The sequence below is a fragment of the Vibrio sp. JZG10 genome (assembly GCF_054064075.1).
This window is the reverse complement of sequence record NZ_JBSUGE010000019.1, coordinates 67,828-91,477: the sequence shown is the minus strand read 5'-3', so window position 1 is coordinate 91,477 and position 23,650 is coordinate 67,828. Positions and strand designations below refer to the sequence as shown.

Sequence of the window (23,650 nt, the reverse complement as noted above, 5' to 3'; positions counted from 1 at the left end):
CCTTTACTCTTCATGAATGAGTGTATATCAATTTTTGCCAAAATGCGCTGGCTAATTACTCGCCGCGGTGGCTTAACACTGCATCCACGATACCGTATTCCACAGCCTGCTCTGATGACATGAAGTTATCACGATCAGTATCGCGCTCAATGACTTCAAGAGGTTGGCCAGTATGTTCTGCTAACAACTTGTTTAGCTTCTGCTTAATGGTCAGAATTTCCTGAGCATGGATTTGGATATCAGAAGCTTGACCCTGGAAACCACCCAATGGTTGGTGGATCATTACACGAGAGTTAGGCAGTACGTAACGCTTACCTGGCGCACCACCCGCAAGCAGGAAGGCACCCATTGAACATGCTTGACCCATACATACAGTGCTGACATTTGGCTTAATAAACTGCATGGTATCGTAGATAGACATACCAGCTGTTACGCTGCCACCTGGCGAGTTGATGTATAGGAAAATATCTTTATCTGGATTTTCAGATTCTAGGAAAAGTAGCTGAGCCACGACAAGGTTTGCCATGTGGTCTTCCACTTGACCCGTTAAAAAAATCACGCGCTCTTTAAGCAGACGTGAGTAGATGTCGTAAGAGCGTTCGCCTCGGGAAGTTTGTTCAACCACCATTGGTACTAGCGCGTCCATAATTGGCGACATTGCATTTTTTTCTTGGTAGCTCATATTCTTATGTCCCTAAAATAAATGGCCCGGATGATGACTATCATACGGACCATTGTTAGCAGAATAGTTAACGTTAAGTCAACCTTCTACGCAAGATATTGCTTATTAAGCAGCAGGTTGTTGTTGGTTAAGTAGCTCGTTGAAGCCTACTTCTTTCTCAGAAACCTGTGCTTTAGCGATGATCGCGTCGATTGCTTGCTCTTCTAGAGCTACATTGCGCATGTTGTTCATCATTTCTTCGTTTTGCTCGTAGTAAGCAATAACTTCTGATGGATCTTCGTATGCAGTAGCCATTTCTTCAATTAGAGCTTTAACTTTCTCGTCGTCCGCTTTTAGCTCTTCAGACTTGATTACTTCACCTAGTAGAAGACCAACTACTACGCGACGTTTAGCTTGCTCTTCGAACAGCTCACGTGGAAGCTGAGCAGCAGCTTCTGGGTTACCACCGAAGCGTTGTGCAGCTTGTTGACGTAGAACTTGGATTTCTTGCTCGATAAGCGCTGATGGTACGTTGATGTCGTTTTGCTCAACTAGACCGTCAATCGCTTGCTCTTTGATGCGGTTCTTAACAGCTTGCTTAAGCTCGCGTTCCATGTTTTTACGAACTTCAGCTTTAAGTGCTTCAACACTGCCTTCAACAACACCGAACTTAGCAACGAACTCGTCGTTTAGTTCTGGTAGTTCACGAGCTTCAACTTTGTTCACTTTGATTGCGAACTTAGCTGCTTTACCTTTTAGGTTTTCAGCGTGGTAATCTTCTGGGAAAGTCACGTCGATGTCGAATTCCATACCTGCAGTTTTCCCTGCGATACCGTCTTCGAAACCAGGAATCATGCGACCAGCGCCCATTTCTAGTGGGAAGTTCTCAGCTTTACCGCCCTCGAATTCTTCACCGTCGATAGAACCAACGAAGTCAATGCTTACGCGTTTGCCATCTTCTGCTGCTTCTTCAACTTCAACCCAAGTAGCTTGTTGCTTACGTAGAGTATCGATCATCTCTTCTACGTCTGCGTCTTTAACTTCAGTTAGCGGTTTTTCAACAGTGATGTTTTCTAGGCCTTTAAGCTCAACTTCTGGGTAAACTTCAAAAGTTGCAGTGAAAACTAGGTCTGAACCTTCTTTGTTTTCTACAGGAGCGAAAGTTGGAGCGCCAGCTGGGTTGATTTTCTCTTTAACGATAGCTTCGATGAAGTGGCGTTGCATAACTTCACCAAGAACGTCTTGACGTACTGCTTTGCCGTACATCTTAGCAACCATTTTTAGAGGCACTTTACCCTTACGGAAACCATCGAAACGACGGTTTTTAGCGATGTTGCGTAGTTCAGCTGTTACAGCGTCTTCGATGTTTGCAGCTGGAACAGTAATGTTTAGACGGCGCTCTAGGCCCTCTAGCGTTTCAACAGTAACTTGCATTATATATAAACCTCTAAAGTGGCTCGGTTTTCCGAGCGTATGAGCGAAACTCAGCGGAGCTTACGCTTCATCCTTGTGTAGTGTTCTGTCCGAACACCTAATTTAAATCGAGTATCGATACTGTTTGTCAGTACCGGACTAATCAGTGATATCTTCGATAAAATTACCAAAGGTATCTCCTATTAGCCTCAGGACAGAATTTTTAGACGCGACATTCTAGCGATCTGTCGCAACCCTGTCGAGCCAATAGCCACTATGTGGACATTGTCTGCGCTAAATTCTCGAATGCTGACCCATTTTTTCTTCAAAAATGCGATTCAAACACCGTCTAAGTATCGTCAGCATATCTAGAATGGGGACAATAGCGACTTTTTCAAGAGAATCGACCGGTTTTTTTATCGAAAAGCCTAAAAAGAGATCTTGCTCTTGTTTTACTCCACAGAGTTGAAAACTAAATCCCTAATCCTCCCTACAAACTATTAACATTTTCTTACGTGACCAAAGGAAAGGTTTAAGGAGTGTAAGGATGTCGCAAAAAAACCGGATTCTGCTGACTTTTTTTGCCTTCTATTTCCTTTGCGCAATCATAGGTGGTCATTGGGTTTGGCAGACTAGTTATCAATCATTGCTTGATAAACACCAGTCCCAACTTGAGCAATTTTCTAGTCATATTAAAAACAAACTCGATAAATACGCCCATATCCCTAACCTTCTGGCCAAAGATGACCCTCTCCATCAAGCGTTACTGCATCCAAATAACAGTGCCCAACTGGAACTCACCAATCGGTATTTAGAATCCGTTAATGACGTGATTGAAGCGGCAGATACCTATTTAATCGATCAATGGGGTACGACGGTCGCGGCCAGCAACTGGCGTAAAGAGCGATCTTTTATTGGACGAAATTTTGCGTTCCGCCCTTATTTCAAACTAGCAATCGTTGGGGAACGAAGCCAATACTACGCGCTGGGTTCGACTTCGGGTAAGCGTGGCTACTACTATTCTTATCCGATCATATACGCGGGCGGCGTCCTTGGTGTGGTCGTGGTTAAGATGGACTTGAGTAAGATAGAAGACAACTGGCAGCAGCCAAATAGTGTGTTCGTCGCGAGCGATCCGCACGGGATTGTTTTCATGAGCAGCCGAAGTGATTGGCTACTCAAAAGCTTACAACCACTGACTGAGAATGAAAGAAAACAAGTTTGGGCAAGCCGACAATACCTTGATGAGCCAATTGAAACTCTAGGATTGGTGGGCAATGTGGAGGAAACGCATTCTGAGCTTAAACAAGGTTACCCATATAACAAAGGGACCTTGGTGGTCTCTTCGTTGCCCCTACCAGAGCTCAAGCTGACCATCCGCGTACTATCTCCTAAGCAGTCTATCGTCTGGCTCACTATGGGTTACATTTTTGTACTTACTCTTGCATTCACAGTGTTGTTTTTAATTGGCCAGCTCATCTATCACCGTCAACAACGCCACTTACAACTTGAGAGAATTCAACAAGAGGCCAATCAAAAACTTGAATATCAAGTCATGGCTCGCACCGCAGAATTGCAAGCAGAAATCGCCCAGAGAATAGAAACCGAACAAACACTTCGCCTAACGCAAGACGAACTCGTTCAAGCTGCGAAACTAGCAGTATTAGGGCAAATGTCAGCCAGTATCAGTCATGAACTGAATAATCCACTTGCGGCCATTCGCAGCTTTGCTGAAAACGGCAAGCTGTTTCTCCAAAAAGAAAAATATGAGCGAGTGGAAGATAATCTAACTCGCATCTCAGCCCTCACTGATCGCATGGCAAACATCAGTCAGCAGCTTCGTTCTTTCGCTAAAAAAACCAGTGGAAACGAGCTGGCTCAATCTCGTTTGTTTCCAGTAATTGCCTCAGTCAAAGAGCTGATGAAACCCGCACTTAAATCTGCACGTGTCACGCTAGAAACGCAGGTACCAGAGCACGATGTTGAAGTTCAGATCAATATCATTCAACTTGAACAAGTGTTGGTTAATTTACTGACCAATGCGATAGAGGCTCTCAAAGAGCAACAAGACAAACAAGTACAGTTATCCATAGAGCAAGACGAACAGGCCGGTTTGGTTTGGATTCATGTAGATGACAATGGTCCAGGGCTTGGAGATTTCTCACTTTCGGACTTATGTGAGCCTTTCCTAACTACCAAACAAAATGGGTTAGGTTTAGGACTCTCTATCTCGCAACAAATCTTAGCCAGTATGAACGGAAGATTATGTGCCCAAAATCGAGAACAAGGCGGAGCTCGATTTTCATTGTGTTTACCTATCGCTCCTAACAACACAGAACAATCAAAAGGATGAGATCATGTGTCAGGTGTTTTTTATTGATGATGAAGCCGATCTTAGACTGGCAATAGAACAAACGTTTGAATTGGCAGATATCGATGCCACATTCTTTCCAGACGCTGAATCTGCCTTACTCGCCATTAAGCAGGGAGCCGAGCCAGGTGTGGTGATTACCGATATTTGCTTACCCGGTATTTCAGGGATGGATTTACTAAATACCCTTGTGCGAAAAGACACCCATCTTCCCGTGATTATGATTACTGGTCATGGCGATATCTCAATGGCGGTTAATGCGTTACACCAAGGAGCGTATGATTTTATCGAAAAGCCATTCCCACCTGAGCACTTAGTTGAAACCGTCAAGCGCGCCATTGAGAAGCGCCAATTAACGGTTGAAAACGAGAAGTTACGCCTGTCTCTCAAGGCAAGTAAAACGCTCGGACCTCGTGTTATCGGAGAAACGTCTAGCATTCAAATGTTACGCGAAACCATTGCTCACATCGCCGATACTGATGCAGATATCTTATTGTTTGGCGAAACTGGTACAGGTAAAGAGTTAATCGCCCGCTCTTTGCATGAGCAAAGCTCTCGACGGAACCAAAACTTTGTCGCAGTAAATTGTGGTGCAGTACCAGAGAATTTGATTGAGAGCGAACTCTACGGGCATGAAAAAGGCGCATTTACTGGCGCAGAAAGCCGCCGTATCGGTAAATTTGAATTTGCTCAAGGCGGTACACTTTTCTTGGATGAAATCGAGTCAATGCCAATCCAAGCCCAAATCCGTTTACTGAGAGTACTGCAAGAGCGTGTGATTGAGCGTGTCGGCTCGAATGAACTCTTGCCCTTAGATATTCGAGTAATTGCCGCAACCAAAGTCGATTTGAAACGCGCTGCTGAAGAGGGAACCTTTCGCCAAGATCTTTACTATCGACTGAATGTGGTTACCTTAGATCTCCCGCCACTGCGTGAACGGAAAGAAGACATCCCTGCCCTCTTCCATCATTTCCTATTGGTAGCGGCTTCACGTTACGGTAAAAGCTCTCCTAGCTTGTCATCCCACGACCTCGCCCAACTGATGAACCATGACTGGCCAGGCAATGTTCGCGAGCTAAGAAATGCAGCAGAGCGTTTCGTGCTATTGGGTAAATTAATTCAGTTAGGAGAATCGACTCCGGTTGCCAAGCCTTCTTCAAGTCTTGCAGAACAAGTTGCAGAGTTCGAGAGAGCAGCCATTGAAGGTGCATTACTGGAAAATAACGGCAGCATTAAACAGACAATGGCGCAATTGAATGTGCCTCGAAAAACTCTGTATGACAAAATGCAACGCTATCAAATAGATAAAGAGCTCTATAAATAAAACGATTCTCAAGGATTGGTATTATATCCAACTTGAATCATAATTTTTAATAATTGATTCATCATGGTTGTTACGGATATGAACGAGAAAGTGAGAATACCGATCATTACAGATACCGTGATGGTAGACGGGCAATATCAAGAAGAGAGACGTTCAGGCGAGGAGCGGCGCAAGAATAAAAAGAAGTGGCGAAGCTACGAGCGGCGAGTCCACCCAGACCCTCGTAGGCCTAACTACAAACCCATAGACGAAGAGGTGTGAATCATCACACCTCTTTTGTTTTTCTTCAAATATCTGGTGCCATTACTTAGTAATGATTTCTGGCCCCATCAAGGTCGTTGGTAACCAAGTCGACACCCATGGCACGTACGTTACAATAATGAGGAATAGGAACATCACCGCCACCCATGGCAGTGCGGCTTTTACTACATTCATCATCGACATTTTGGCGACACCTGCAGTAACAAACAAGTTAAGCCCAACAGGTGGTGTTATCATACCTATCTCCATATTCACCACCATCATAATACCTAAGTGAATTGGGTCGATCCCCAGTGCTATCGCAATTGGGAACACCAGTGGTGCAACAATGATCAATAAGCCTGATGGCTCCATAAATTGACCACCAATCAACAGCAATACGTTCACCACAATCAAGAAGGTGATTGGTCCTAAACCAGCTGACATCATCGACTCTGTGATCATTTGCGGGATGCGTTCTTCCGTTAGAACGTGCTTCAAAATTAACGCATTGGCAATAATGAAAAGCAGCATGATGGTGAGTTTACCCGCTTCATACAGCGTGTGTTTGGTGTCTTTATGAACGAAGGTTTGGAAGATTTTAACGAGCGCAGGTTTAGTGTTTTTCTTGTCTGCAAATGGCCCCATGTCTTTGTATACAAAGTTGGCAATAAAGAACGAGTACACAGCAGCAACTGCAGCGGCTTCTGTTGGGGTGAAAATACCGCCATAAATACCACCGAGAATGATCACCACCAGCAACAAGCCCCAGCTTGCATCCTTAGCTGCATCAAACGTCTCTTTCCAACCGACAAATGGTTGTTTTGGCAGGTTCTTAATACGGGCAGCAATATAGATCGCTATCATCAGCATGACGCCCGCTAGCAAACCGGGAATCACACCACCGAGAAACATGCGTCCAACTGATACATCGGTCGCGGCAGCGTAAACTACCATAACGATAGACGGCGGAATCAAAATCCCTAGCGTACCTGCGTTACAAATTACGCCGGCCGCAAACTCTTTTGAGTAGCCGTTTTTGATCATACCTGCGATAACGATACTACCAATAGCAACAACCGTTGCTGGAGATGAACCTGACAGCGCGGCAAACATCATACACGCGACAACCGAAGCCATCGCTAAACCACCACGGAACCAGCCTACAATAGCAATCGCGAAACGAATGATCCGTTTTGCTACACCACCTGTCGACATAAAGCTTGAAGCTAAAATGAAGAATGGAATTGCTAATAGAGTGTAGTGTCCAGCAAATGCATTAAACAACGTTTGAGCAACAGACGCCAAAGACGCATCCGAATGAATCAAAAGGAAAAGAATACTGGAAAGACCCAGAGAAACTGCGATTGGCACGCCGACGAGCATGAAGCCAATCACCATCAAAAATAGAAATAAGATATCCATGGCTTATTGCTCCTTGCTCTTAGAATTGTCTGAGGCCTTTGGAGCCATAAGATCACCAGCATCACTCATCTCTTCTTGAAGCGCCTCTAGCTCTTCTTCCGCTTCATGCCCTGCAATCAGTCGGTCGAGCTTTCCGGTAGCAATTTGCCATGTTGCCTGAGCAAATCTCAGCGTTAGCAACGCCATACCAAGCGGTAAAGCGAAATAAGGAATAAAACGTGGCAGCTTTTCGTAACGCTCTCCCTCGTTTAACCAATCCGCCATAAACTGAAGCATTTCCGGCATTGGAATATCATCCGTTTCATACCACGCTCGGTCTGTGGCGAACGGATACCAGTAGTTCCAAGAGCCAATTAAAAGCAAAATAGAGAAGGCTAAACAGCATATTGCAGCAAATAACGCCAAGGCTTTTCGTTTGCCCTCTGGCACTATGTTGATGATCACATCAACACCAATATGAAAGTGTTTTTTCACACCGTAAGAAGCGCCGACCAACACCATCCATGCAAACATAAAGACGGTGAGCTCAAGCGCCCAAAGAATATTGTCGTTAAAGACATAACGAAAGATGACATTGGCAAAGGTTAACAAGGTCATGGCACCTAAGAAGAAAGCAATCAAAGTCTCTTCAATGGCATCGGTGATTCGTCCAGCCTTGGCAAAAAAAGTCTGTTCCATAATTACATCACGTCGTCTGTAGGGGAAAAGAGCCCCCTCTAATCGAGAGGGCTAAGCGTGCTAGGCGTTATTATTTTTGGTTAGAAGCCAAAGCGGCTTCAATTAGGTCAGAACCAATGTCTTTTTCAAACTTCTTCCATACTGGCTGAAGTGCAGTGACCCATTCTTGGCGCTGCTCTGGCGTTAACGTGCGAACCACACCACCAGCTTCGATGATGTTGTTTTTGTTCGCCAGATTCACTTTGGTCGACTCAGCATTACGCTGCGCTGTCACCTCTTGGATGATTGTGTTTAGCTGCTCGCGCTGATCGTCTGGTAAGTTTTTCCAGAAGTCGTTTGACGTCACCACTAGGTAATCCAGAATCCCGTGGTTCGTTTCCGTAATGCCATCTTGAACTTCGAAGAACTTTTTGCCGTAGATGTTTGACCAAGTATTTTCTTGACCATCAATAACCTTAGTTTGCAGGCCACCGTACACTTCTTTGAATGACATTTTTTGCGGGTTTGCGCCTAGCTGTTCAAACTGAGCAACGAGAACGTCAGAAGCTTGAACACGGAACTTAAGCCCTTCAGCATCGGCTGGAGAAATGAGCGGCTTGTTGGCTGACATTTGCTTCATGCCATTATGCCAAAACGCAATACCTTGTAGACCACGTCGTTTCATTGAGTTTTTCAGCTTTTCACCGGCTTCAGAGTTTTGGAAGCGGTCAACAGCGTCGACATCGTCGAATAAGAAAGGCAGATCGAAAAGGCGGTACTTTTTGGTGAATTTCTCAAACTTAGAAAGAGAAGGTGCAGCAAGTTGAACATCACCATTTAGTAGTGCTTCCAACACCTTATCATCATCGTAAAGCGTTGAGTTCGGAAACACCTGCATACAGACTTTACCGTTCATCTCTTCGTTAACGCGTTTTTCAAGTAACGAAGCCGCAATACCTTTTGGGTGTTTGTCCGCGTTCGTTACATGGCTAAATTTGATGACCGTTTCACCTGGGTCACAATTCGCGGCAGCGTTAAAGCTCGTTACAGCAAGCGCAGAGACAGATAGTAGAGTTAGAGGCTTAAACATTATTATTCTCCTTGTTGAATCACATCCCATCCCGTCCATGAATAACTAGGTATTAGGCGATGGGTACGGATGTTCAACAAAGAGCAATTAATGGACCATGTTAAAATTCATATGTATTTCAATAAATTAACAAAGCCCATTAACATGAACACAGAGTATAACGAGTGAATTCCACCCAAGAAAAAGATTCAAATGGGTGGGAAATGACCCATTTATGAAGAACAGCTTATCTCCATTTTCTTCCCCCATTCTGGTGGCAATTTCGCGTAATCATCAAACTCGGGTTGCTCATCAAATGGGCGCTTTAACAGTTCGGCCAATCGGTGTAATTCACTAAAGTCCCCTTCTTCCGCTTTATCAATCGCCAACTGAGCCAAGTAGTTACGCAAGATGTATTTGGGATTGGCTTGACGCATCTGTTCGCAACGCTGTTCGGCTGAAATCAGATCCCCTAGTTCATCAACCTCTAGTTCACATCGAGCTAAGTACAGATCAAGCCAAGCTCGCGCAGCTTCTCGGTCAAGAAACAAGTCGATTACGGATTGAGAAGAATCAGTATCAAGATTTGAAAGCGTTCTAAAGAAGCGAGTGTAATCCGTGTTATTTTGGTGAAGGAGCTCAAACATTGCTTCAAATAAACGTCCATCTTCCGCGATCTGGGTTTTTAAACCCAACTTCTCACGCATTAGGCGGCTGAACTGCTGACTCAACCGGACTTCAAATTGACTCAACGACGCTTCTAAATCTTCTCGCTCAACGAGTGGCGATAGCGCATGCGCGAGTGCTGATAGGTTCCAAAGCGCAATTCTTGGCTGTTGGTCAAATGCATAACGGCCTTGGTAGTCGGAATGATTACAAATATATCCCGGCTCATAATCATCAAGAAAACCAAACGGGCCGTAATCAAACGTTTGACCAAGGATCGACATGTTGTCGGTGTTCATTACCCCATGAGCAAACCCATACGCTTGCCAATAAGCAATCATGTCCGCTGTTTTCTGAACAATTTCACCAAACATTGCAGCGTATGGCTTCTCTGCCGATGCACAATCAGCAAAGTGCCACTCGATCACTTTGTCCGCCAGTAACTTCTGCTCTGCCAATTGATTGGTATAGAAAAAATGCTCGAAATGGCCAAAACGCACGTGGGTCTCCGCCATACGAATCAACATTGCGCCGAATTCTGTTTTCTCGCGATAAACCGGCGTGTCACTGACCATCATGCCAAGAGCACGAGTCGTCGGGATCCCAAGCCCTGCCATGGCTTCACTACATAGATACTCACGAATGGTTGAGCGCAACACCGCCCTGCCGTCCCCCATTCGCGAGTAGGGGGTTAGCCCCGCGCCTTTAAGGTGAATATCAAACCAAGTGCCATCTTGATGCTCAATTTCCGCCAACAGCAATCCACGTCCATCGCCCAAGTCTGGGTTGTAAACGCCAAACTGATGTCCTGCGTATTTCATCGCCAAAGGACGAAACGGTTCGAATTCGCTTTGCCCAGAAAAAACCGCCAATAGCTCATCGCTTTGCTCTGCTGGTAAACCAAACTGCTGCGCAAACTCACTATTCCAAGCGACCCAACGAGTATTATCCAAGGGTTGCGGCTCGACCAAAGTATAGAAAGCTGACGGTAATTGACTAAAGCGATGGGTGAAACTGACCCGTTGCCAAATGGACATGTGGGGTTCCTTAATAAAAAGAAGTACTGCTGTCAGTATACGTGTGAACGTCACTGTCATTCAGCCATGAAATGGGCATGGGTATTTTGCGTGAATAACGCGAAGGCGATAGGAAGGTATTAACCCGCTGCATACCACCTCACAAACGGAAGTGGTATGTAAAAGCGATCAAATGATTAAGCGGAAAACTCTTCACCCGTTTTTGGTGGCTCTGATGGTGTATCAAAACGAGCGCGTTCAATATCCACGACCGTTTTATAGCTCAACGATAACAAAGCCAACTGGTACGCACCGAAAATACCATAGGCAACACCCACAAGACTCAGCATGAAGAGGTTAGTAAAGTGACTAAAGATAAGCTGACTGAGCAATCCCGCGCCCAATGGAATTAAGCCCATCAAAATGAATACTTGTTTGTTGTATGGTCTGCTTTGGTTCCACGAACGACGCAAGCTGCGCGGCTGATGATCCATCGCGGTCGCTGGCAACACGAACGACCAGCGCGCCATCACCCAATAGCCCGGAATGCTTGCAACCGTTGTGATAAACGCCATGGCGACAAAATCGGGTTCACCACTTTCTGCAATATAGAGAAACGACAACACAAAGATTGGGATACCAATGACGAGCATCATCATCAACCCAAATAATATCCACCAGCCAATGAAACGGAATTCTCTGGCTGACAAGCGAAATACATCCAACACTGAGTGCATGTAATCGCCAACCAAATAAATTCGGTGTACACGCACAGCCGCCATCGCGGCAACAAGTGGGTATAAAATGATTGTGACGAAATAAAATCCCGCGATGTTTCCTTCTTGAGCGTTCGCTTGATCTTGCCCCGTCATTTCAGGATACATAAACACAAAAATTGAGTGCACGATGATCAATGGAATACAAGCAATGACAATTGCGAGTAGGTTCCTTCTGACCATCACTGCTGCTTCTCGGCATATTGCCGAAACAGAAAAGTCCTCGGTTGACATACAACATCCTTAATTTATAAAAATCAGCCCATAGGGTAACCGCTGAATAGAAAAATCGCTTTAAAAATAATGAGAAACACATCTCATAAGATAATGAGAGGTACTAGGAAGCAAAACGGGTACAAAAATAAGCTACTCAATGTGAGTGGCTTATAACGTAATTCGATATCGTTTTAGACGCGGCGTCGCCAGCCCAATGCAACAAGTAACATCAGAGCCCAATAAGAAACACTGCCACTACCTTCAGAGTTCTTGAATGTCGTTGTTTTCAAAGAAGCGACAACCGTCACGGTCACTTCACCTATTGCGGTAGCACCGTTGCCATCTGAAACCGTATATTGCAGCTTGATGTTATCAACCGCACTATCCGGAGCTTGAAAACGAATTTTGCCATTTTCTACACTCGCACTTCCCACGCCCGTTAGGTTCTGTACGCTTTCTACAACCAGTTTATCGCCATTCACATCCGAATCATTGCCAGCAGCATCAATCACAATGCTTTCACCAACGGCAACGGTCGCCGTATCTGCTAACGTGACTGGCGCTGCGTTTTGCATGGTTAAATTGACGGTAGCACTGGAGGTTTCATTACTTGGATCAGTAACGGTTAGACGGAATGTCAGAATCTCACCCGCTTTTATACCTTGAGGCACTGTAAAGCTTGCCGTAGCACTGGTCGAATTTCCGATAGAAACTGAAGTACCAGCCAATTGCTCCCATCGGTAGTTCAACACATCGCCATCCGCATCTGTGCTGTTTGCCGCCGACAACGTTATTTTCTGTCCAGCAGTAATCTCCTGGCTATCCACATCGATGAGCGCTTTTGGTGCTTCGTTACTACCAAGTACTTCGACCTGCACGCTCACAACCGAAGACGAATACACGCCATCCGTAGACAGCAAACGATATTGGAAGCTGTCCAAACCAACAAAGTTTGCTTCAGGTTGGTATTGGTTGCCAGAAATGGTGCCGTGCTCAGGCTTCTGCACAATGTCCACATTGAACTGATACCCTATGGCCATGAAATCATTGTCCATCAAGTTCAGATCGATTGGCGTATTCTTATCGGTTTGCAGTGAATCAGCTTTCGCTTCAACAATGTTGTTCACCTCCACATTCAAGAGTGCTGCGAACGGAACATAAGAGAACCCGGCTTGCTCCAAACCAAACGTACCTATCTCGTTGTAATTACCAGTCCACATTGCAGGCAGGGATGATTTTTCAGTTTTTAGTAAGCGGCCAAAGTCAAAGTTCGATTCAAATTCACCGCCTTCTAATTCCACTACTAACAGGTGCTGACCCGCACTTAATTGGCTCGGTTGAGGGAATAAAATTCGGGATGGCTTTTGGAAGCTACCTTGCTGTAAAAGTTCAGCATTGTTCTGATCCAATATTAATCGGTAGCCCACGTTACCTGAGAATGGGAATCGCCATACTCGATAAGTCATGTCACTTTGAGCGCTATTGCTTTGCGCGTAAAGTTGAAGACCATCAAGCTTTGTCTCAGCATTCAAATCCAATGACACCGCCAGAGTGTTACTGCCACTTGCGTACACATAACCTTGGTGAAGAGAGTTCAACCATGCCGATTTATTTGGCTCGTTTATATGCTCAAGAGAAAAACTGCCGCCGTTGGTATTGCTGGCAATGTTGGAAATACGAACCCCAGTATCAAACCCGGCGATCGCTCTCAGACCCGGGGTCGATGTATCTGAAATGACATTACCACCATTAGGATACAAATCGCCGGCATCACTGCTTCCATCATGTTCTAACTCATTCAGACCATCGGCCTGCATGATTTGAACCTGCATCGCGCCAACATCGTTAAAGCGATTCTGGACATTAACCGACGTCGCTAGTATGCCTTCTGCCGCCAATGCTCGGTCGTAACCGCTAAAGGTACGGTTTTCCAAATAAACGCGTGGGCCAAACTCTTTCAAGTACGGGTCGAGATACACCAGTTTGACATCGTCGTTATTCACGGAAATAGGCATCGGGCTTTCATGAGTGATCGTTGGTACAACGAAACCAGCGGCGTGTTTACTCCAGGCGCTCATGTTCACTGGCGTGTCTCCTGCGTATGAGTCTCCCGGTTTCTGTGCCCATGAACCACCACCCATCACGCCCCAAGAACCGATCGAAGCATCACTGTTCCTTGCGTACAAATCCGGCAAGCCAAGCATTAAATGGCCAAGCTCATGTACGATCACGCCTAACGTCGCTTGATGATCAACTTGGTAGTCAGCAAACACACAGTAATCGGCAATTTTTTTGCCATCTAAGGTCACATCATCGTGAGAGAATTTATGCGGCCAAATAGAAGGACGATCAAGGAATCCGGTTGAACGGTCGCCACCCGCAAAAATAAACATAACTGAGAGTTCTGACGGTTCTACGGTACCATTTTGATTGCTGTCGTAAGCCGAAAGATTAAAGTACGGATCCAGTTTTTGATATGCTTCGGTGAAGACCGCATTCAACTTGGCAGTGCAAGTCTTGTCAGTTGAGCTAGAGTGGCAATTTGGGTGGCTTTGCGCCACGGTCACATTGATCACACCATCATTCGCGGTACCATAACTCTCAATCGCAGGGACAACTTTGAATTTCCCTTGAGAGTTTTTATCAAAATAATCGACAACGCTTTGGCCATCGGTATTAAACACACGTTGTTCGAAGTCATGCACCATTGCTTGGTCATCAAAGGAGACTTGCACAACCAACAGTGGTTGTTGCTTCACCGATGAGCTACTCATCGCCTGATAACCTTGCGCCGAACGCAATAGATTTTGGCGCGCCATCGGTTCAATGGTTTTTAGAGAAGATAACTGCGGCTTAACTTGTAGATCCGGGCGAAACTTCGCCAATTCAGGCGCATCACTCGATTGAGTTTTAGCAACACCCGTCGAGCGTAACGTTGGGATGTCTGACTCGCGCTGAATCTGTGCAAAAAACCAAATGCCATCTTCATGAACCAAGGCATTACCTTGTTTATCTTCAAACCAGTGGAAATCGGCAGTGCCGCGTAAAATTGCCTCACTAGAGGTACCATCGCTCAACGCAATAGTATGCCAAACTGGTGATGGCGGAGTAGTTGCCAGGCTCTTACCTGCAAGAAGCGCAGTTAGCATAGTCAAGGCGAGTGTGTTGAATTTCAAAGTACGGCTCCATCTTTTCGATTCGTTTAATACCAAGCACAGCCAGTACAAAATAGCCCATAAACATAGAATGAGGTTGAGTGGCTAACGACTAAGGCTGGTATCAATTCGCTCAGATAACACAATATTATTTAGCATCACGTTACAAAAGCGTCGGATGCCCAAATACTTTTGTAAGTGTGGCTTCCGAGGGTATAAATTGAGTGAATGAATAGTATCGAAACAAAAGGAAGAAGAAATAAACTTCTGCGACTTTGTAGATAAAATTGGGCAACGTCCCACATATTTTATAAATGTACGAGCACTGCTATTAATCAGTGCTCGTTATGGTCGGTGGGGTGCTAATAAACGCTACTTTACCCTGTAAGAACGGCGTCTTCTGGGTATTTGATTAAGGTAGGTTCAGGGCGGGCCAACATGTAGGCAAGCGTGAGTGGCCCGATACGACCAATGATCATCACCACGATCATAATGTACTTGCCAGGTTCAGAAAGCTCTGCCGTCAAACCAGCGGTAAGTCCTACCGTCGCAAATGCGGAAATGGTTTCAAACATGACCTTATCAAAGCTTGCCTTCTCTGTGAGCATCAATAAAAACATCGCGCTTGTCAGAATGGCGCCGCTCACAACGATAATGGCAAGTGACTTAGTCACGGTTTGCCAGTTTATGGTTCGTTTAAACATAACCACGTGTTTCTTTTGGCGCAAAAAGGTCCATGTAGCCATGAATGCAACGGCAAATGTGGAAACCTTAATACCGCCCCCCGTTGAGGTGGACCCAGCACCAATCAACATCAGAACAATCATGATCAATAACGCTGGCTGGGTAAACTGCGCCAAGTCGACACTGTTGAATCCGGCCGTCCGAGCACTAGCGGATTGGAAGAATGCCGCCAACCATTGACCCGCCACAGGTAACGATTCCATTGTATTTGGATTACTCCGCTCGAGTAACCAAAACATCACCGTTCCAACGAGGAGCAATATCGGTGTCGCGATAAGCATGATTTTGGTATGAAGATGCAAAAAGTGGAAACCTTTACGCCAGTTCAGCCAGATGTCTCCGACAACAGTAAAACCAAGCCCACCAAAAATGAATAACCCGGCCAGGGTAAAGATGACCAGCGGGTCATTCACAAAGCTCATCATACTGTCTGAAAACAGAGCAAACCCTGCGTTGTTAAACGCAGAAATCGCATGAAATAACGCGTAAAACATGCCAGTTTGCCAGCCCATTTCAGGAACCCAACGAACGGAAAGGAAAATAAACCCAATAGATTCTGCGACAAGCGCAAAAATCACAATCCGCTTCACCAGTCGGTTTAAGTTGACCTGTCGATCTTGCCCTAGCGCTTCTTTCGCTAACGCTTGCTGGCGTAAGCTTAAACGCACACCAAACATATAGAGTAAAACCGCCGACAACGTCATCTGCCCCAATCCACCGATTTGCATTAAAAACATCAGCAAGATCTTCCCGGCTAACGTAAAGTGCTGCCCGGTATCGACAACACCAAGCCCTGTCACACTTATGGCGGATGTTGCGGTAAACAAAGCGTCCGTTATCGAAAGGCCCGTAACTGAAAAAACCGGCAAAGTTAACAGCACGGCAGAAGGCAGCAACACACCGAGAAAACTCAGCAATATAATCCGCGGCTCGTTACCCTTACCTTTTTCTCGTTTACCATCTGGCGCGTAAAAAACGCCTTTTTGATGAAACTGCGTCATAGTGATTTTAATTTATTTGCCAGCGCATCTTGCGGGCCAACCACAATAATGAGATCGCCAATTTCCAGCTTGGTATTAAGGTCTGGCGCCTTGGTAATTTCTGGGCCCCGTTTAAACCCGAGTACTTGCACACCGTCGACTTTGCACAGTGCGAGGTCACTTAATGTCTTACCCATCCAACGAGATCCAATCACAAACTCCGTCATGGCTAAGCCACTACCTAAAGGGTGGAACTCAAGAACCCGTTTATCGAGCATTTTACGCGCGACACGTATCCCCATGTCACGTTCAGGCATGATAATGTGGTCCGCACCAATCTTTTGCAGGACACGCGCTTGAAATCGATCGTTGGCTTTAACCCATACAGACTTCACTCCCGCTTCTTTGGCGATCAGTGTGGCGAGAATACTGGCATTAACGTCCGCTCCGATAGCAATCATCACCATGTCGTAATCATCAAGCTTAAGCTCAGCAACCGTCTCTTCGTGAGTACAATTAGCCACAATTGCCTGACTAACAAAACTGGCAGCTTCTTTGACTCTGTCTTCGTTGATATCAACCGCTAAAACTTGAGCTCCTGAATCTTGTAGCTCTTTACACACTGCCAAACCAAATCGGCCAAGACCAATAACGGCGAATTGCTTATCACCTGTTTTCATTTATGCCTCATCTTATGCATTCACTAGCAGGAAAAAAAGTCTGCGCCCATTCCTAACCTTGTGCAAACCTGAGGACAGAGAATTGACAAAAGCTTTACGAAAGCTGACTCACTTTGAGTGTTAAGCGTATGACATAAATTAACTTTTTTCCTTATTACGGCATAAAAGCCAACACTGTCAACCCATGATTGAATCTCCCTAAAACGCAAAAAGCCGCAACAATGCGGCTTTTGGATCGTAGGGGTAAACAGGCTATTTTGATTCGCGTTTATCGTGCGGTTTACGCTTGTTCTTAGGTACGTAATTTAAAATAGAAATCGGCACTGGCTTTCTTGGTGCAAAGCCGTTAATTTCCACTCGCTCTAGCAAGTGCCCTAAACGGCTCTCGATCATACAAAGGTTTTTAAAGTCATCTTTTGAGACTAATGAGATCGCTTCACCTTGTGCGCCAGCCCGACCGGTACGACCAATACGATGTACATATTCATCTGCTGGATAAGGTAAATCGTAGTTAATAACAACGGGCAAGTTATCGATATCAATACCGCGCGCTGCAACACCAGTTGCAACTAGGTACTGGATTTCACCGGCTTTGAACTTTTCTATTAATTCCTGGCGAACACGCTGATTACGGCCACTGTGAAACGCTTCAGCCACAATGCCACGCTTTTCAAGTTGGCTAACAAGCTTGGCAGCACCGTGTTTGGTTTCAATAAATACCAGTACTTGTGACCAGTCGTTTTCTTTGAGCATGTGACTTAACAGCGACGACTTCATGTCCTTATCGACGGTGGTGATCCACTGTTTGATGTTCGACTTAGATGCACTGTGTTTTGCAATCGTGATCTCTTCAGGATCAATAATCGCGTTTTTCGCCAAATCACGAACAGGGTTAGATAGCGTTGCCGAGAACAGCAGACTTTGAACATGTTCTGGCATGCAATCAACGATCTTATCGATCGCATCGATGAATCCCATGTCCAACATCTTGTCCGCTTCATCAAGCACTAGCATTTCCACTTCATCAAAGTGAATGGCGCGTTGACCGTACAGGTCAATCAAACGTCCCGGCGTACTTACCACAATATCGACACCTTCGATCAAGGCTTGTTTTTGTGGCGCATAATCCACACCACCAAACATCGCCATTGAGCGCAGCGGTAAGTTTTTACCATAAGCTTCAATGCTTTGATGAACCTGAAGCGCAAGTTCGCGTGTGGGCGTAAGGATAATAGCGCGAGCGCGTTTTTTACGTTGCGTTTCGCCTTGACTAAGCTTTTCTAAGATTGGTAGAACAAAACTGGCCGTTTTACCTGTCCCCGTTTGTGCTGCGGCAATTAAGTTGCTACCACGCAGTACGATTGGAATGGCTTTTTGCTGGATAGAGGTCGGTTTTTCATAACCTAGCGCTTTTACTGCATCAGTAATCGATGCGCTTAAACCAAGCTTAGAAAATGGCATAGAAACGTCTCAACAGAGGAAATGGGCGCGTAGTGTATCAGAATCCCAGTGAAGTAACAGAAGGATTCATGCGCGTAGAGCCCGATAATAGAGCGCTGCATGATTTACTCGCAACATCACATTTCTTGCGCGTGAATCTAGTTATGCTGCTAACGTGTACATTACTGGGAAACGTTATGGACGTATTACTGCTGGTTGGATTAATCGCACTCAATGGCGCGTTTGCTATGTCAGAGATCGCTCTAGTCGCAGCCAAAAGCGGAAGGCTAAAATTAATTGCAGAACACAACGCCTCTGCCGCTTTAGCGCTCGAACTTAAAAACAATCCGACTCAGTTTCTTTCCACGATCCAAATAGGCATTACCGTCATCGGGCTATTAAGTGGTATTTTTGGTGAAGCAACGCTTTCAGTACCATTCGAAAATTGGTTAGTAACCCAAGGGCTAGAAAGAGAGATAGCAACGGTACTTTCAACGACCAGCGTCGTGCTCATGATCACCTACTTCGCGATTGTGGTGGGAGAACTCGTTCCCAAGCGCTTTGCACAAAACAACGCAGAAACCATCGCTATTATCGTAGCTTATCCGATCCACTGGCTCGCCAAGCTCACCACTCCTTTTGTCTTCTTATTGACGTTTTCAACCGATACTTTTCTCCGATTATTGCGCCAAAACGACAGCAACGGTGAGATTGTTACCGAGGAGGATATTTTTGCTATTGTTAGCGAAGGCTCTGAGTCCGGTGCGATTGAGCCACAAGAGCAATTGATGATTCGCAACTTACTCCACCTTAACGATCGTTTAGCATTATCGTTAATGACACCACGGTGCGATATCCATTACCTAGATGCCAACCAACCTATTGATGTCATCCTTACTGACCTTCGCCAAACCCAACACTCCGTATGGCCAGTCTGTAAGGGTAGTTTGGACAATATTATTGGCACCATTTCATCCAAAGTCCTGCTCGATGAATATGACGAATTGTCTATCAGTAAACTGGCCAAACAGCTCAAACGCCCACGTTTTGTACCCGAGTCCATGAAAGGTTTACCTCTCCTTAACTACATGCAACAAACCAGTGCGGAAATGGTCTTTATTGTCGATGAGTATGGTGATGTACAAGGCCTAGTAACCCTTTACGACTTGTTAAAGTCAATTGCTGGAGAACTGGGCATGGCGCCACAGCAAGTGTGGGCCAAGCAACAAAAAGATGGCAGCTGGTTGATGGACGCGTTGATCCCGCTCAATGAGCTCAAGAACAAACTCGAACTGAGCAGCATAGAAGGCGAAGAGCGAGAAGGCTTTCAAACATTAAATGGGCTTTTGACATGGCTTTATGGTCGAGTCCCAAATGTTGGGGAGCACATTCACTACCAAGGTTGGCGATTTGACATACTCCTCGTTAAAAAACATCGCATTATGCAAGTCAGAGCCACCAAAGACACCGATACACCAACCAACAATAGCGAAGTGGAATAAAGCACGGCCCTATCCCATCAAATTGGGCTGTAAACCTTTCTCTAGTTTTTTCCTCACTTTATAGGAAACATCATTAAGCGTGATTTTTCCTGTATTGTGACGATCGATACCCGCATTTTGTCGGTATGCAATCGAGCCTTGCTTGAACAAAACGAAAGAAGACGGTTTGCCAATCGCAGCAGGATAGAGAATTGCCATATACGCATCTTCCAGACTATTGATTTTATGGCGATATGGCCAGTAATAGGCTTTTACATAGTCAAGTTGCTCGACCGCGCTCATCCTCGCAAGAGTTTTCGTACTCACTCCTAATGACTCAGCGGTAGAGGGCATAAATTGAATTAACCCTGTCGCCCCACTTCCTGAACCATTTTTGATGCTTGGACTGAAGGTTTCAGCGGTTTCAAATGCCATGCAGGCCATCAGATGATTAGGGTTGATCTCCAGCTCTTCACTAATACGAATGACTTTGCATTTGAACTCTGGAGAAACTTTGCCTCCCCACGCCACCGCGTTCTCGGGATCAACAACCGAAGAGACCGTTGACGCGTCGTGTTCTTTGACAATTCGAGAAAGTAAAGGAAGTGTTTGGCGCAGTCGATGGTTCGAACTCACCAAGCGAATTGATTTGGCAAGAAACTTATCTTTTTTTTGGTGCAGCTTTTGGAACTTTACTAATTTATACAGTTGCTTATAAACCGTTTTCACAACGAAGCCGGATTTAGGGAACACTCCCAAAATGTAATCCATTTCCTACACGTTTAATATAAATATCAGCAACAATGAGTATGTATGTGATCATAATCACTATAAATTTTCTCAAATTCGATACACCTCGAAACAAGTGGTCAAGATGTCTCCAGTAAGCTCGAAGTACAAATAAAAAGGTATTGTCGAGAATAAAAAAGGTCTTACCAATTTCTCGGTAAGACCTAGGTTTACGCATCCTCAGCTAAGAGAATTTATACTCTTACAGTTCCGCTTCTCGAACCAGCTCAGCGAGCGTCGACAAACGTTGTTCGCTTTGTTTTACGTAAGGGTTGTTTGTATCCCAAGCGTACCCAGCCAAAATCGCGCTAATCATCTGCTTAATACGTGGATTCGGGTTTTGGTAGAAAATCACATCTTGCAATGTGCCGTTGTACCACCCCTCCACATAAGTACGGAATGTGTTCACCCCCACCATCAAGCGTTCCGAATACTCTTCTTGCCAGTCAACCACTTCACCATTTAATTGACGAGCTACGCAATCGGCCGCAAATTCCGCTGACTTCATGGCAATAGTAACGCCAGATGAAAACACAGGATCAAGAAACTCGCCGGCATTACCAAGCAGTGCGTAGTTTTCTGTCGCTAAGCGTTTGACGTTCGCTGAATAGCCACCCAACTCTCCTGTTGGATTTGGGTAATTCGCATTTCGCAACAAAGAAGCCAACCCCGGCTCTTCATTCGCCAACTGCTGCAAAGCTGCAAGCTTATCTTCTGGGTATTGCTCGAAAAACTCAGGCTCACCCACCACACCAAACGAACACGTACCATTCGAGAATGGAATTAGCCAGTACCACACATCGTGATTTTCAGGATGCACGGAAATCAGAATTTTATTACGATCGTACTCTGGCTCTTGTGGAGAGATACGATCTTCAATGTGAGTAAATATCGCTTTTCTTGGAGGGAGACAAGAAGGCTCTTCAAGATCCAACAAGCGTGGCAAAACACGGCCAAAACCACTCGCATCCAAAACAAAATCAGCTTCGATTTGATAGGTCTGTTTATCCGGCCCAACAACTTCTAAGCGCGATTTTTTGCCTTCAAACGCCAAGCTAACTAGCTCATGTTGATAACGAATATCGACGCCCTGCTCTGCGGCACTGTCGGCGAGCACTTTATCAAAACTGGCACGTTGCACCTGAAACGTCGTACCCGGCCCTGGGGTATATTTGTCCGTAAAATCGAACTGGGTGTAAACACCATTGCGACGAAATGCAGCGCCATCTTTATATTGGAAGCCAAACTGCTTTACCGCATTGGTCATTCCGGCTTGCTCGACAACTTCCATACATGCAGGAAGCAGGCTTTCTCCGATAGAGAAACGTGGAAAGGTGGCTTTTTCTATGACAACGATATCTATGCCACGCGATTTTAATAACGCAGAAACGGTGGAGCCAGATGGGCCCGCTCCTACGACGACAACTTGCTTGAGCTCTGTTTTCATTCTGAATTTAGTTTGCTTGTAGTTTTAATAAGGTGTGACCAAGGCCAATGTTGTCGGTTCTTTCGACGACAGATAAACCTGCCGCTTCGACAATTTCTAAGAAATCATCACTGCGATAAAAACGACTATTGCCGTTGGCTAAACAGGTAAAGTAGAGAGAGGTTGCATTAAGGCTATAAGAAGCACCCGCGTATTTTTGGGCATCCCAAAATAGCTCCAATACGTAAATAGTATCTCCCTTCGTTAACTGGGCTTTGACTTTTTTAAGGATATTTAGGATCTCAATTGGTGAAAAGCAATCCAAGAACTGGCTCATCCACCATACGTCAGCATGCTCAGGCAATGTTTGTGCTTTATCAAGCATGTTAGCAGGGTATGGACGTACACGCTCGGCGAACTGGTTTTCTGAGACATTTGACATCGCCACTTCTAATTGCTGCGGCAAATCGACAATAGTAACTTCAACATCAGGATCATGCTTACAACACTGAATAGCCCATTTCCCGGTATTTCCACCAATATCCACTAGGTGCTTTGGCTTGCTTGCAAACACTTCTTTAAGCAGTAATGGAAACGAGCGATCCGAATAGAAGTGATCGAACTTAAACCAACTCTGCTTAGCTTGGTCTGGCAGCGTCGACAGACCTTGATAAATCGTCTCCCAATTGCCCAACTCTTTCAAACCTGAAGGCTTACCTTCTTGAATCGCTTCCGTCAGATGCATCATCGCGGCGTAACAGACATCAGCCGTAAAATCCATGTTTGCGTTCGTCATACCATCGTGAAGAAGGTAAAAACCAAGGTTCGCAAGCGAATAGTTAGGTCTTTCCCATAAAACAATATGTGCGCTAATCGCCATATCCAACAATACTTTGACACCATATTCTGACACACCCGTTTTCTCGGCAATGTCCGTGGCACTCATGCCTTGTGGACCGGCGCTGTCTAGCGCGGCTAAAATACCTAAATCTCGGAGCGTTCTGGCGGTCTGGAACACGATTGGTGCAAAAGATAACTTCTGAGCTTCTGTTTTTGCTTCAAAAGCATTAAAAGGGTCATTATTTTGATTTAACACGGAAAAACCTAACTGCAATTAATAT

The 23,650-nt window shown here is 45.3% G+C and carries 18 protein-coding genes; 4 read left to right on the top strand and 14 right to left on the bottom strand.

What is annotated here, in order from left to right:
- Positions 1-55: 55 nt before the first annotated feature.
- Positions 56-682, bottom strand: coding sequence for an ATP-dependent Clp endopeptidase proteolytic subunit ClpP (clpP, locus tag ACWYVB_RS19015; protein WP_005382347.1), 627 nt, complete (start codon positions 680-682; stop codon positions 56-58).
- A 105-nt stretch (positions 683-787) separates the two neighbouring features.
- Positions 788-2,095 carry a trigger factor gene (tig, locus tag ACWYVB_RS19010; RefSeq protein ID WP_457529770.1) on the bottom strand — a complete coding sequence of 436 codons (1,308 nt, stop codon included), beginning with the start codon at positions 2,093-2,095 and terminating at the stop codon, positions 788-790.
- A 526-nt stretch (positions 2,096-2,621) separates the two neighbouring features.
- Here tig and ACWYVB_RS19005 point away from each other — a divergent pair.
- From ACWYVB_RS19005 to ACWYVB_RS18995, 3 genes are all read left to right on the top strand, one after another.
- Positions 2,622-4,427, top strand: coding sequence for a sensor histidine kinase (locus ACWYVB_RS19005; RefSeq protein ID WP_457529768.1), 1,806 nt, complete (start codon positions 2,622-2,624; stop codon positions 4,425-4,427).
- A 4-nt stretch (positions 4,428-4,431) separates the two neighbouring features.
- On the top strand, positions 4,432-5,769 hold the full coding sequence (locus ACWYVB_RS19000) for a sigma-54-dependent transcriptional regulator (protein ID WP_005390512.1): 1,338 nt from the start codon (positions 4,432-4,434) through the stop codon (positions 5,767-5,769).
- Between the two features lie 78 nt (positions 5,770-5,847).
- Positions 5,848-6,030: a hypothetical protein gene (locus tag ACWYVB_RS18995; protein WP_046874352.1), complete on the top strand. Its 183-nt coding sequence runs from the start codon at positions 5,848-5,850 to the stop codon at positions 6,028-6,030.
- Positions 6,031-6,072: 42 nt separating this feature from the next.
- Here the strand turns inward: ACWYVB_RS18995 and ACWYVB_RS18990 are convergent, their stop codons facing one another.
- The 9 genes from ACWYVB_RS18990 to ACWYVB_RS18950 form a co-directional block, all read right to left on the bottom strand.
- The gene (locus ACWYVB_RS18990; RefSeq protein WP_047009484.1) at positions 6,073-7,434 is read right to left on the bottom strand and encodes a TRAP transporter large permease; all 1,362 of its coding nucleotides are present in this window, start codon (positions 7,432-7,434) and stop codon (positions 6,073-6,075) included.
- A gap of 3 nt (positions 7,435-7,437) precedes the next feature.
- Entirely contained in the window at positions 7,438-8,112 is a 675-nt protein-coding gene (locus tag ACWYVB_RS18985; protein ID WP_005390505.1) for a TRAP transporter small permease, read from the bottom strand.
- Positions 8,113-8,182: 70 nt separating this feature from the next.
- The gene (locus ACWYVB_RS18980; protein WP_005390503.1) at positions 8,183-9,181 is read right to left on the bottom strand and encodes a TRAP transporter substrate-binding protein; all 999 of its coding nucleotides are present in this window, start codon (positions 9,179-9,181) and stop codon (positions 8,183-8,185) included.
- A 212-nt stretch (positions 9,182-9,393) separates the two neighbouring features.
- Positions 9,394-10,863 carry a protein adenylyltransferase SelO gene (locus tag ACWYVB_RS18975; RefSeq protein ID WP_457529764.1) on the bottom strand — a complete coding sequence of 490 codons (1,470 nt, stop codon included), beginning with the start codon at positions 10,861-10,863 and terminating at the stop codon, positions 9,394-9,396.
- A 176-nt stretch (positions 10,864-11,039) separates the two neighbouring features.
- The gene (locus tag ACWYVB_RS18970) at positions 11,040-11,852 is read right to left on the bottom strand and encodes a sugar transporter (protein ID WP_253643800.1); all 813 of its coding nucleotides are present in this window, start codon (positions 11,850-11,852) and stop codon (positions 11,040-11,042) included.
- A 173-nt stretch (positions 11,853-12,025) separates the two neighbouring features.
- Positions 12,026-15,010, bottom strand: a complete 2,985-nt coding sequence (locus ACWYVB_RS18965; RefSeq protein ID WP_457529762.1) for a M6 family metalloprotease domain-containing protein — start codon at positions 15,008-15,010, stop codon at positions 12,026-12,028.
- Positions 15,011-15,366: 356 nt separating this feature from the next.
- Complete coding sequence (locus ACWYVB_RS18960) at positions 15,367-16,734, bottom strand: TrkH family potassium uptake protein (protein ID WP_457529761.1); 1,368 nt, start codon at positions 16,732-16,734, stop codon at positions 15,367-15,369.
- Entirely contained in the window at positions 16,731-17,393 is a 663-nt protein-coding gene (locus ACWYVB_RS18955) for a potassium channel family protein (RefSeq protein ID WP_006742864.1), read from the bottom strand. Before ACWYVB_RS18955 ends, ACWYVB_RS18960 begins: the two co-directional genes overlap by 4 nt.
- 252 nt (positions 17,394-17,645) lie before the next feature.
- On the bottom strand, positions 17,646-18,854 hold the full coding sequence (locus ACWYVB_RS18950; protein ID WP_457529758.1) for a DEAD/DEAH box helicase: 1,209 nt from the start codon (positions 18,852-18,854) through the stop codon (positions 17,646-17,648).
- Between the two features lie 176 nt (positions 18,855-19,030).
- On the opposite strand from ACWYVB_RS18950, the gene ACWYVB_RS18945 reads away from it, so the two are divergent.
- Positions 19,031-20,335 (top strand): hemolysin family protein, encoded by a 1,305-nt coding sequence (locus tag ACWYVB_RS18945; RefSeq protein WP_085343440.1) that lies wholly within the window; start codon positions 19,031-19,033, stop codon positions 20,333-20,335.
- A gap of 9 nt (positions 20,336-20,344) precedes the next feature.
- Here ACWYVB_RS18945 and ACWYVB_RS18940 read toward each other — a convergent pair whose 3' ends face one another.
- The 3 genes from ACWYVB_RS18940 to ACWYVB_RS18930 all read right to left on the bottom strand — a co-directional run bounded on the left by ACWYVB_RS18940 (position 20,345) and on the right by ACWYVB_RS18930 (position 23,625).
- Entirely contained in the window at positions 20,345-21,085 is a 741-nt protein-coding gene (locus ACWYVB_RS18940) for a transglycosylase SLT domain-containing protein (RefSeq protein ID WP_079855598.1), read from the bottom strand.
- Positions 21,086-21,305: 220 nt separating this feature from the next.
- On the bottom strand, positions 21,306-22,550 hold the full coding sequence (locus ACWYVB_RS18935; protein WP_457529756.1) for an NAD(P)/FAD-dependent oxidoreductase: 1,245 nt from the start codon (positions 22,548-22,550) through the stop codon (positions 21,306-21,308).
- A gap of 7 nt (positions 22,551-22,557) precedes the next feature.
- On the bottom strand, positions 22,558-23,625 hold the full coding sequence (locus ACWYVB_RS18930; RefSeq protein ID WP_181869460.1) for a methyltransferase: 1,068 nt from the start codon (positions 23,623-23,625) through the stop codon (positions 22,558-22,560).
- Positions 23,626-23,650 lie beyond the last annotated feature (25 nt).

Coding starts and splice junctions, on each gene's coding strand:
- ACWYVB_RS18945 (WP_085343440.1), top strand. CDS start 19,031: ATGGACGTATTACTGCTGGTTGGATTAATCGCACTCAATGGCGCGTTT.
- clpP (WP_005382347.1), bottom strand. CDS start 682: ATGAGCTACCAAGAAAAAAATGCAATGTCGCCAATTATGGACGCGCTA.
- ACWYVB_RS18960 (WP_457529761.1), bottom strand. CDS start 16,734: ATGACGCAGTTTCATCAAAAAGGCGTTTTTTACGCGCCAGATGGTAAA.
- ACWYVB_RS18985 (WP_005390505.1), bottom strand. CDS start 8,112: ATGGAACAGACTTTTTTTGCCAAGGCTGGACGAATCACCGATGCCATT.
- ACWYVB_RS18970 (WP_253643800.1), bottom strand. CDS start 11,852: ATGTCAACCGAGGACTTTTCTGTTTCGGCAATATGCCGAGAAGCAGCA.
- tig (WP_457529770.1), bottom strand. CDS start 2,095: ATGCAAGTTACTGTTGAAACGCTAGAGGGCCTAGAGCGCCGTCTAAAC.
- ACWYVB_RS19000 (WP_005390512.1), top strand. CDS start 4,432: ATGTGTCAGGTGTTTTTTATTGATGATGAAGCCGATCTTAGACTGGCA.
- ACWYVB_RS18950 (WP_457529758.1), bottom strand. CDS start 18,854: ATGCCATTTTCTAAGCTTGGTTTAAGCGCATCGATTACTGATGCAGTA.
- ACWYVB_RS18935 (WP_457529756.1), bottom strand. CDS start 22,550: ATGAAAACAGAGCTCAAGCAAGTTGTCGTCGTAGGAGCGGGCCCATCT.
- ACWYVB_RS18940 (WP_079855598.1), bottom strand. CDS start 21,085: ATGGATTACATTTTGGGAGTGTTCCCTAAATCCGGCTTCGTTGTGAAA.
- ACWYVB_RS18955 (WP_006742864.1), bottom strand. CDS start 17,393: ATGAAAACAGGTGATAAGCAATTCGCCGTTATTGGTCTTGGCCGATTT.
- ACWYVB_RS18980 (WP_005390503.1), bottom strand. CDS start 9,181: ATGTTTAAGCCTCTAACTCTACTATCTGTCTCTGCGCTTGCTGTAACG.
- ACWYVB_RS18995 (WP_046874352.1), top strand. CDS start 5,848: ATGAACGAGAAAGTGAGAATACCGATCATTACAGATACCGTGATGGTA.
- ACWYVB_RS18975 (WP_457529764.1), bottom strand. CDS start 10,863: ATGTCCATTTGGCAACGGGTCAGTTTCACCCATCGCTTTAGTCAATTA.
- ACWYVB_RS19005 (WP_457529768.1), top strand. CDS start 2,622: ATGTCGCAAAAAAACCGGATTCTGCTGACTTTTTTTGCCTTCTATTTC.
- ACWYVB_RS18990 (WP_047009484.1), bottom strand. CDS start 7,434: ATGGATATCTTATTTCTATTTTTGATGGTGATTGGCTTCATGCTCGTC.